Consider the following 8,273-nt stretch of genomic DNA (forward strand, 5'->3'; position numbering starts at 1 on the left):
CAATTGGAATTATAGTATAGTAAAAAGCGACGTTTTAAGTTAGAGGAGGAAGCAACTTGGCTACATGGATTTGGATTTTAATTGCCCTTCTTTGCTTGGTAGCAGGTGTCGCCCTTGGTTTCTATATCGCTCGTCGATACATGATGAACTACTTGGAGCAAAACCCACCAATCAACGAAGATATGATTAAGACATTGATGATGCAAATGGGTCAAAAGCCATCACAAAAGAAAGTCAACCAAGTGATGCGTTCAATGAGTGGTTCAATGAAATCACCTAAAAAATAAGCTGTACGAAAGGGGACCAAATGGTCTCCTTTTTATTTGCTATTTTTTAGAAAGAGAACTAATCTAAAATGTGAGACTATTTAAAATAATCATAGGATTTAAAAAAGGGGGGAGACTTGAATGGGAGTCTTCAGGAAACTCGGTTGGTTTTTCCGACGAGAATGGAAAGCGTATAGTCTTGGGGTCGTCTGCTTGATTTTTGTAGCAGCGTTAGAACTCATTCCACCGAAGATCATCGGGACGACAGTCAATGGTCTAAGCGAGGGGAGCTTGACGAAGAATGATTTGATTCGTCTAGCAGGTACATTGTTGCTCATCGGGGTCGCGACGTATTTCATTCGTTATTTTTGGCGTTTTCATATCTTTGGGGCATCGATTCGTCTCGGTCGATTGTTACGCAGTCAACTGTATGGTCATTTTTCAGATTTGGATCAATCGTTCTATAAGAAATATCGGAGCGGAGATTTGATGGCGCATGCGACGAACGACGTACAGGCGGTATCGATGACAGCGGGTGCCGGTATTCTAACGCTCGTCGACTCGGTGACGATGGGGAGCTTCGTCATCATCACGATGGTTACGACGATCAGTTGGAAATTGACGCTCGTATCACTTCTACCGATGCCGCTGATGGTTTACTTAACGTCACGCTACGGGAAAATGTTACATTCGCGTTTTCATGACGCGCAGGAAGCCTTCTCCGACTTGAATGACAAGGTCGCGGAAAGCATTAGTGGTGTCCGTGTCTTAAAAGCAACAGGAGAAGTGGAGTCTGATGTACAGACGTTTACGGATCTATCGGATGACGTCGTCCAAAAGAACCGTCGTGTCGCAAAAATCGACGCGCTGTTTGACCCGACGATTTTTGGATTAGTCGGTCTATCGTACATCATCGCTGTCGGATACGGTGCGTATCTGTTACAACAAGGCGAAATCCGAATCGGTGACATCGTCTCATTCACTACATATCTTGGTTTATTGACATGGCCGATGCTCGCCTTCGGTTGGTTGTTCAACATCGTCGAACGTGGTCGTGCTTCTTACGATCGGATCGAGCGGATGCTTGCGATTGAACCGGAAATTAAAGACGCAAAAGAAGCAGCAACGAGTGTTTCCTCACCAGAACTCCACGTTGGGATTGAGCGTTTCATCTATGATACGCAACCGGTCTTACAAGACATCGATGTGACGTTGAAGCCCGGTAAATCGCTTGGCATCGTCGGGAAGACGGGTGCCGGGAAATCGACGTTCGTTCGCTTATTGTCTCGCGAATACGACGTCAAACAAGGCGCCATCACGATTGGTGGACGAGACATCAAACAATTGACACGTGACACCGTCCGTCGTCAAGTGGCGATCGTTCCACAGGATCATTTCTTATTCTCGGCGTCGATTGCCGACAATATTGCTTTTGCAAAACCGGATGCATCAATGGAAGACATCATGGAAGCGGCACGTATTGCAGCGGTTCATGATGATATTCTTGGATTTAAGGAAGGGTACGCGACGATGGTCGGGGAGCGTGGGGTGACGTTATCCGGCGGTCAAAAACAACGGATCTCGATTGCCCGGGCATTATTAGCAGACTGTCCGATTTTAGTGCTCGATGATGCCTTGTCTGCGGTCGATGCCAAAACCGAGGAAGCGATCATCCATCACTTCCGGACGGCGGATCACGATCAGGCACAAATCATCGTTGCCCATCGCCTGTCGGCTGTGTCGCATACCGATGAGATCATCGTCCTTGAAGACGGTCGGATCATCGAACGGGGCACGCATGAACAGTTACTCGCCCATGACGGTTGGTATAAAGAGACGTACGATCGCCAGCAACTAGAATCACTTGTTGAACAAGGAGGGCGTTCCGAATGAATCATGATATCAATGAAAAAGCCGTCCTGAAGCGATTGCTTGATTTCGTCAAACCGTTCAAAAAGCAAGTCAGCATCGCCTTCATCCTGCTGTTCATTACGACAGCGGCAAAACTCGGTGGACCATATCTCGTCAAGATTTTCATTGATGAATACGTCGCACCGGGTACGTACCCAGTACAGGAAGTCGCACTTTTGTTTACAGCGTACTTGTTACTGCATACGACAGGGATCATCGTCGATTACTTGCAAGCGTTCGAATTCCAAAAGATTGCCTTGCAAGTCATTCAACGCTTACGCATTGATGTGTTCCGTCATGTCATGCACCTACGGCTTGCCTATTTTGACCGGACGCCTGCCGGAGTGCTCGTGTCCCGGATCACGAACGATACGGAAGCGATCAAGGAGCTCTACATCGGTGTCTTGTCGACATTCGTACAAAGTGGTGTCCAGTTGATCGGAACATATATCTTCCTCTATCTACTAGAGCCGCGACTCGCGACGATTGCATTACTGTTGTTACCATTGTTTTATTTCATCATTTGGATTTACCGAAAGTATTCGACGAAGTATTACGCGGAAGTCCGCGATTTACTATCGAAAATCAATGCCCAACTGAACGAATCCATCAACGGTATGGCGATCATTCAACAATTCCGCCAAGAAAAACGCTTGATGGCAGAGTTCGAGGAGACGAACGTTGCCCACCAGAATGGCCGTTATAAGAACTTGAAGCTCGATAGTTGGTTACTGCGACCAATCATTGAACTGTTACTCGCCATTTCAATTGCGACACTCGTAACGTATTTCGGTGTCCTATCGTTCTCACAAACGGTCCAAGTCGGTGTCGTCTATGCCTTCATCAGCTACATGGAGCGGATTTTCCAACCGGTTCAGCAAATCATGCAACGGTTGTCCGAGTTCCAGCAAGCTGTCGTCTCAGCAGACCGTGTATTCAAGGTCCTCGATACGGATGAGCCAGAACCAACGAAACAGCTCGAAGGGGAGGCACGCGTATCGGAAGGACATATCGTCTTTGAAAACGTTCGCTTTAGCTATGACGGAGAAAAAGACGTCTTAAAAGGGATTTCGTTCGAGGCGAAAAAAGGACAGACGATCGCGCTCGTTGGTCATACGGGAAGTGGGAAAAGTTCGATCATTAACATCTTGATGCGTTTTTACGCGTACCAATCGGGTCGGATCTTGATTGATGGTCAACCGCTCGAGCAGTTATCGGAAGAAGAACTACGACAGCACGTCGGACTCGTGTTGCAAGATTCATTCTTGTTCACGGGAACGGTCGCTGATAACATTCGATTATTCGATAGTTCGATTTCCTTTGATCGTGTCGAAGCGGCTGCCAAATTCGTACAAGCCGACGGATTCATCAATCAACTGGACCAGCAATATGATAGTCCCGTTGCGGAACGGGGCGCGACGTTCTCAGCTGGAGAACGTCAGTTGATCTCCTTCGCACGCACGATGGCGCGAGATCCGAAAATCCTGATTCTCGACGAAGCGACGAGTTCGATTGATACGGAGACGGAAGAAAAAGTTCAAGTTGCACTTGAACGGATGCGTCAAGGACGGACGACGATTGCCATTGCTCACCGTCTATCAACGATTCAAGATGCCGATTTGATTCTTGTATTGCATCAAGGAGAAGTGATCGAGCAAGGCAATCACCAAGAATTGATTGCGCAAGATGGTCTGTATAAAAAGATGTACCAGTTGCAATCCGGTCATGTCACGGTTTCTTAAAAAATAGACATAAAAAAAGCCTGCCAGGCGATCTCGCCCGGCAGGTTGTTTGTTTTGATTAGTAGACTGTGACTGTGACGTTTTGGCGTCCCCAGTTGAGTGCTTCTTGTTGTGAACCAACGAGAAGGTCAAGTTTGTTACCTTGGATTGCGCCACCACGGTCGAGTACGATTGCTTCACCAATGCCTTCGATGTGCATACGTGTACCGATTGGGTATTGTGAAGAAGCTGCTACGATACGCATACCATTGTACGTGATCGTATTTGTAACGTCATAACCGCTTGCTGTCAACGCACGACCGTTGTAGAGTTGGCTACCGTTGTTAGACGGGTCGTTCGTGTAAGCAGTGACGTTCATTGTCACTTTCGTACCTGATTTTGCAGGTGTCGATTGTTTTGTTGCAGTTGCTGGTTTAGCAGCTGCTTTTGGTGCTGGCTTCGCAGCTGGTTTAGCAGCAGGTTGTGCTTGCGCTGCTGGTGCTTTTGATACGCCAGCGAGTGAAGTATAGTCGCTGTGTACGTAGCGTGTTTTACCATCGATTGTTGTTTTGATCCATGCACCGACTTTACCTTCTACGTTGACTTTTTCGCCTTTGTAGAGGTTACCGACATCTTTCGAGCTTGTCGTTGGTTGTGTGCGGACGTTTAGTACTGCCGTAGTAACTGTCGCTTTTTTAAAGTCGAATGAGCCTGCTGCAGACGTATACGCGCCATGAACATAACGTTTTTGACCGTTAATGTGTGTTTGGATCCATGCGCCAGAACGTCCTTCGACATTTAATGTTTGACCTTTATAAACATTGCCTACGTCTGCTGATGCAGTTGTAGGTGCTGTGCGTACGTTGAGTACTGGTGTATTTACTGTTACCGTTTCTGAGGCAGCCTCTGTCTCTTGGGCAAATCCTACTGATAGAGCTGTTGCTGCAAGACCGGCAGCGAAAACTGCTTTTTTCATTATTGATGTCCTCCTGACATATGCTGTGTTTACTGTTCCTACTTTACACGGCAAAACTGACCTGTGCGTTTACAGGTCAATGTCATTCGAGTTACAAACCGGGCTATTGTGACAACGAGATTGCAAAAGGTCGGTTTTTGTCATCGATAGGACATACTGATTATGAAAAACGGATGTTTGTAGGTCTTTTGGATTACTTTTGCTGAAAGATTCGCACAATTCAACAGAAAAAAGTCTTAAAAATAGAAACTATGTCATCCTTCTATCGTCTAGTGATGAAAAAGTGAAATGGAGGATACGCAGATCAATACTTGACGATCGTCGTCACGCTGAACGCTGTCAGGTAAGAACGATGGAACAATTCCTGCATCCAATCGTTAGCGGAAAGCTGAAACGTGCCGTGAATCGTTTGGTACGTTCGCTGTCGAATATTGATTTCAATCGGCTCTAGTAAGGGGGCGGATGGTAGATGGTCATGCATGCTGTCATTTTGATTTTCAATATAAAGCAACTCGAGGACATCTCCTTCTTCCATATAACGCTGTAAGTAAATCATGAACTCCCACTGATCAGCACCTTCGATCGTGTACAGGTAAGGCATCGTGAACCTTCCTCGCTTCAATGATACGTATTCAATCGCTTCGACTTCATGTACGTATAATTGGGGGAGATCGTCAGGTATATAGAGAGGACGAGAACTAGCAATGAATGTAAGAGCGGACATAAAGCACCTCCATCAGAAATAAGAAGTCACAAAAAAGTCAGCATTCGCACTCGAATGCTGACCAGATCGTGCATTAAGATAAAAGCGGTTCATTCGAACCGTGAATGGTATAGTTTTGGACGATGCGTGAATATTCTAAAAGCAAGACGTCGAGTTCATGACTAAGTTGTAGAACACGCGGGGAGGTGAAGCTGGACTGGTCAGCTTGATGATATAGTTCGCTACGTTTGGCTTCGATCGCTAACGTCAATAGTTGTTGTGTCGTCATAGCAGTCTCCCTTACATTGGTGTCGTATCCATATTCTAGCAAGTCCATTTACTAGGTGCAACGAGATTTCAGTAAAATCGACGAAATGTAATTTTTTTGTAATTTTGGCGGACACGAATCTTTTGCAACTTTCTGTGAGATAATAGGTGCTAAATGCAGAGGAGTTTGGCAAAATAGAGGAGAAACTTCTTCTATAGTAGTAAGGAAAGGGGATGCTCATGATGGAGCTCTCGTTATGGTTAGCGTTTGGAGCAGGATTATTATCTTTCGTCTCTCCGTGTACGCTACCACTGTATCCTGTGTTTCTCTCATACATCACAGGCGTGTCGGTAACGGATTTAAAAGAACGGGGCGTACGAGAAAAGCGATCCTTGTTTCATACGTTAGCGTTCCTCGTTGGTTTTGCGATGGTATTCGTTGTGCTCGGGTTATCGACATCGTTATTCGCAGATGTCTTTATCACATATCGGGATACGTTACGGATGGTTGGGGCGCTCGTCATCTTCGTCTTCGGGATTGTTCTCGTCGGATTATGGCAACCGACATTCTTGATGCGTGAAAAGAAACTGAATCTCGGGGAACGAAAAGGAGGATACGTCGGAACGGTACTCGTCGGAATCGGTTTTGCAGCCGGTTGGACACCGTGTACAGGTCCGATTCTCGCAGGAGTCATCGGATTAGCTGCGACCAATCCAAGTCAAGGTATGTTCTACATGCTTGCTTACGTACTTGGGTTCTCAATTCCTTTCTTATTAATGGCGTTCTTCGTCGGTCGTTCGCGCTTGTTCGTGCAGTATAGTCTGAAATTAACGAAATTCGGGGGAGCCTTGATGATGGTCTTCGGAGTCATGCTGTATTTTGATGGCTTGAGTAAATTCGCAGCATGGATGAGTGACATCGTCGGATTCACTGGATTTTAATCAAGGAAGTGATCGGATGATTTGGATATCAACTGGGGTAGCGCTCGTCATGGGATTGCTGATCAGCTTCATTCGTGTGAAGGCATCAGCAAAACCGACGAATGCTAAAAAAATCTTGATCCCGCCCTTTGCGATGTCGACGGGGATGCTACAGTTTTTATACCCGGCATCCCGTCTGACATGGACGGAAGTGGCGGAAGCATTGCTCATTGGAGCCATCTTCAGCATCTTTTTGATCAAGACATCCAATTTTTATGAAGCAAAAGGGCAGATTTATTTGCAACGTTCGAAAGCTTTTTTCATCGTCTTATTCGGTATCTTATTCATTCGGACGGTTGCGAAGTTCTTCATCGGCGGGCAGATTGATATTTTCGAAACGGGCGGCATTTTTTATCTCGTCGCTTTTGGAATGATAGTCCCTTGGCGCTTCGCGATGTATTTGAAATACAAACGAGTAAAGTCGGGCACCGTGCCGGTCGCGCACTTACCTCACTAAAAAAACCGCTGAAGGCGACTTCGGCGGTTTTTCGTGCATCCTTCAATTTTGGAAGTATAATGCGTAGTCTCGCCAGTCGATGGCGTGCTCCGTCAGTGCTTTTTTCAAGAATTTATGATCGCGTTTTGGCGTAGCGGAAATATATCCTTTGACGACCAGTTCAGATGTCATCTCTGTCGCTTGTTCCTCAAGTGCGAACTGTCCGATCCGCCCAGCAATCTTGCGGCGTGCGACATCGCGAAATGCCGATGGAACCGGCATGACGAGAGCGTTCAACAATTCCATCGTCTCATCCGTCCAAAGATGTCGTGTCTGGTCGATGTATTCATCTTCCCAGTCCATCATCGATTTACCGTCTTCTTTCGGTAACTTTTTGAGGAACTTCCGGAACATGAAAAACCCGCCAATTGCCATGAGTGTAATCATGATAAAGCCCCAGAGCAGAATCCCGTTCATGAACCATTCCATGCGCGACTCATCCCCCTTTCACATCAAATATAGATTAGCATAAATCAGGTGGACGTGCTATGATGAATGACGGAGAAAGTGAGGCGAAAGAATGCTGCAACCATACGTACAATTGGACGAGACCGGACAGCCCCGTAAAGGTGTCTTACCTGAAACAGCGGACGGTCGGATCGTTGAATTCTATTATGATACGAAGGGCGAAGAGATCACGGTCATCTTCGTCACCGTTCCGGCAGAAGATGCGAGCCGGAAGCGTGCGTTTACGGTCGGGAAAACGTTCAAGACGGTCTCGACACTCGAAGACTTCACGTTACTTCACTATGAATGGGCAAATGACCAGATTTTCGCAACACTTGAGATGTTCGCGGATGGGTCGAAACGTCAAATCGACGCTTCGAGATTGCTCGACTATTAAAAAAGAAGGAGATGCGGATTGATATGCTCCCCAAAAAGTAGACAGTTGAAATAACAAAAACTGTCCACTTTTTGAAGGGAGCATTTTCTGTGTCTAAATCTAAGTTTT

General features: G+C 46.3%; 10 protein-coding genes. 6 read left to right on the forward strand and 4 right to left on the reverse strand.

The window, feature by feature from the left end; translation table 11 throughout:
• The first annotated feature begins 56 nt into the window (after nucleotides 1-56).
• The 3 genes from KNQ15_RS04590 (at nucleotide 57) to KNQ15_RS04600 (ending at nucleotide 3,919) form a co-directional block, all read left to right on the forward strand.
• Nucleotides 57-287 (forward strand): YneF family protein, encoded by a 231-nt coding sequence (locus tag KNQ15_RS04590; RefSeq protein WP_012370001.1) that lies wholly within the window; start codon nucleotides 57-59, stop codon nucleotides 285-287.
• A 120-nt stretch (nucleotides 288-407) separates the two neighbouring features.
• Nucleotides 408-2,159: an ABC transporter transmembrane domain-containing protein gene (locus KNQ15_RS04595; protein WP_214728014.1), complete on the forward strand. Its 1,752-nt coding sequence runs from the start codon at nucleotides 408-410 to the stop codon at nucleotides 2,157-2,159.
• Nucleotides 2,156-3,919 (forward strand): ABC transporter ATP-binding protein, encoded by a 1,764-nt coding sequence (locus tag KNQ15_RS04600; RefSeq protein WP_214728016.1) that lies wholly within the window; start codon nucleotides 2,156-2,158, stop codon nucleotides 3,917-3,919. Before KNQ15_RS04595 ends, KNQ15_RS04600 begins: the two co-directional genes overlap by 4 nt.
• 58 nt (nucleotides 3,920-3,977) lie before the next feature.
• Here the strand turns inward: KNQ15_RS04600 and KNQ15_RS04605 are convergent, their stop codons facing one another.
• From KNQ15_RS04605 to KNQ15_RS04615, 3 genes are all read right to left on the reverse strand, one after another.
• Nucleotides 3,978-4,874 (reverse strand): SH3 domain-containing protein, encoded by an 897-nt coding sequence (locus KNQ15_RS04605; RefSeq protein ID WP_029341255.1) that lies wholly within the window; start codon nucleotides 4,872-4,874, stop codon nucleotides 3,978-3,980.
• 304 nt (nucleotides 4,875-5,178) lie between these two features.
• Entirely contained in the window at nucleotides 5,179-5,475 is a 297-nt protein-coding gene (locus KNQ15_RS04610; protein ID WP_214728018.1) for a hypothetical protein, read from the reverse strand.
• Nucleotides 5,476-5,671: 196 nt separating this feature from the next.
• A complete protein-coding gene (locus KNQ15_RS04615) occupies nucleotides 5,672-5,866 on the reverse strand; it encodes an aspartyl-phosphate phosphatase Spo0E family protein (RefSeq protein WP_029341257.1) in 195 nt (64 codons plus the stop codon).
• A gap of 221 nt (nucleotides 5,867-6,087) precedes the next feature.
• On the opposite strand from KNQ15_RS04615, the gene KNQ15_RS04620 reads away from it, so the two are divergent.
• Together KNQ15_RS04620 and KNQ15_RS04625 are read left to right on the forward strand one after the other, a co-directional pair.
• Complete coding sequence (locus KNQ15_RS04620; protein ID WP_023467780.1) at nucleotides 6,088-6,786, forward strand: cytochrome c biogenesis CcdA family protein; 699 nt, start codon at nucleotides 6,088-6,090, stop codon at nucleotides 6,784-6,786.
• A gap of 16 nt (nucleotides 6,787-6,802) precedes the next feature.
• A complete protein-coding gene (locus KNQ15_RS04625; RefSeq protein ID WP_214728020.1) occupies nucleotides 6,803-7,282 on the forward strand; it encodes a CcdC family protein in 480 nt (159 codons plus the stop codon).
• A 42-nt stretch (nucleotides 7,283-7,324) separates the two neighbouring features.
• Here the strand turns inward: KNQ15_RS04625 and KNQ15_RS04630 are convergent, their stop codons facing one another.
• Entirely contained in the window at nucleotides 7,325-7,750 is a 426-nt protein-coding gene (locus tag KNQ15_RS04630) for a DUF2621 family protein (RefSeq protein WP_029341260.1), read from the reverse strand.
• Between the two features lie 91 nt (nucleotides 7,751-7,841).
• Here KNQ15_RS04630 and KNQ15_RS04635 point away from each other — a divergent pair, with 91 nt between their 5' ends.
• Nucleotides 7,842-8,165 carry a hypothetical protein gene (locus tag KNQ15_RS04635; RefSeq protein WP_023467783.1) on the forward strand — a complete coding sequence of 108 codons (324 nt, stop codon included), beginning with the start codon at nucleotides 7,842-7,844 and terminating at the stop codon, nucleotides 8,163-8,165.
• Nucleotides 8,166-8,273: the final 108 nt, after the last annotated feature.

This window comes from Exiguobacterium sp. s168 (genome assembly GCF_018619035.1).
Taxonomy (GTDB): domain Bacteria; phylum Bacillota; class Bacilli; order Exiguobacteriales; family Exiguobacteriaceae; genus Exiguobacterium_A; species Exiguobacterium_A acetylicum.

Bases quoted from the DNA above. Each gene is read 5' to 3' on its own strand.
- KNQ15_RS04620 (WP_023467780.1), top strand. From the start codon at position 6,088: ATGGAGCTCTCGTTATGGTTAGCGTTTGGAGCAGGATTATTATCTTTC.
- KNQ15_RS04610 (WP_214728018.1), bottom strand. From the start codon at position 5,475: ATGCCTTACCTGTACACGATCGAAGGTGCTGATCAGTGGGAGTTCATG.
- KNQ15_RS04605 (WP_029341255.1), bottom strand. From the start codon at position 4,874: ATGAAAAAAGCAGTTTTCGCTGCCGGTCTTGCAGCAACAGCTCTATCA.
- KNQ15_RS04630 (WP_029341260.1), bottom strand. From the start codon at position 7,750: ATGGAATGGTTCATGAACGGGATTCTGCTCTGGGGCTTTATCATGATT.
- KNQ15_RS04635 (WP_023467783.1), top strand. From the start codon at position 7,842: ATGCTGCAACCATACGTACAATTGGACGAGACCGGACAGCCCCGTAAA.
- KNQ15_RS04600 (WP_214728016.1), top strand. From the start codon at position 2,156: ATGAATCATGATATCAATGAAAAAGCCGTCCTGAAGCGATTGCTTGAT.
- KNQ15_RS04615 (WP_029341257.1), bottom strand. From the start codon at position 5,866: ATGACGACACAACAACTATTGACGTTAGCGATCGAAGCCAAACGTAGC.
- KNQ15_RS04625 (WP_214728020.1), top strand. From the start codon at position 6,803: ATGATTTGGATATCAACTGGGGTAGCGCTCGTCATGGGATTGCTGATC.
- KNQ15_RS04595 (WP_214728014.1), top strand. From the start codon at position 408: ATGGGAGTCTTCAGGAAACTCGGTTGGTTTTTCCGACGAGAATGGAAA.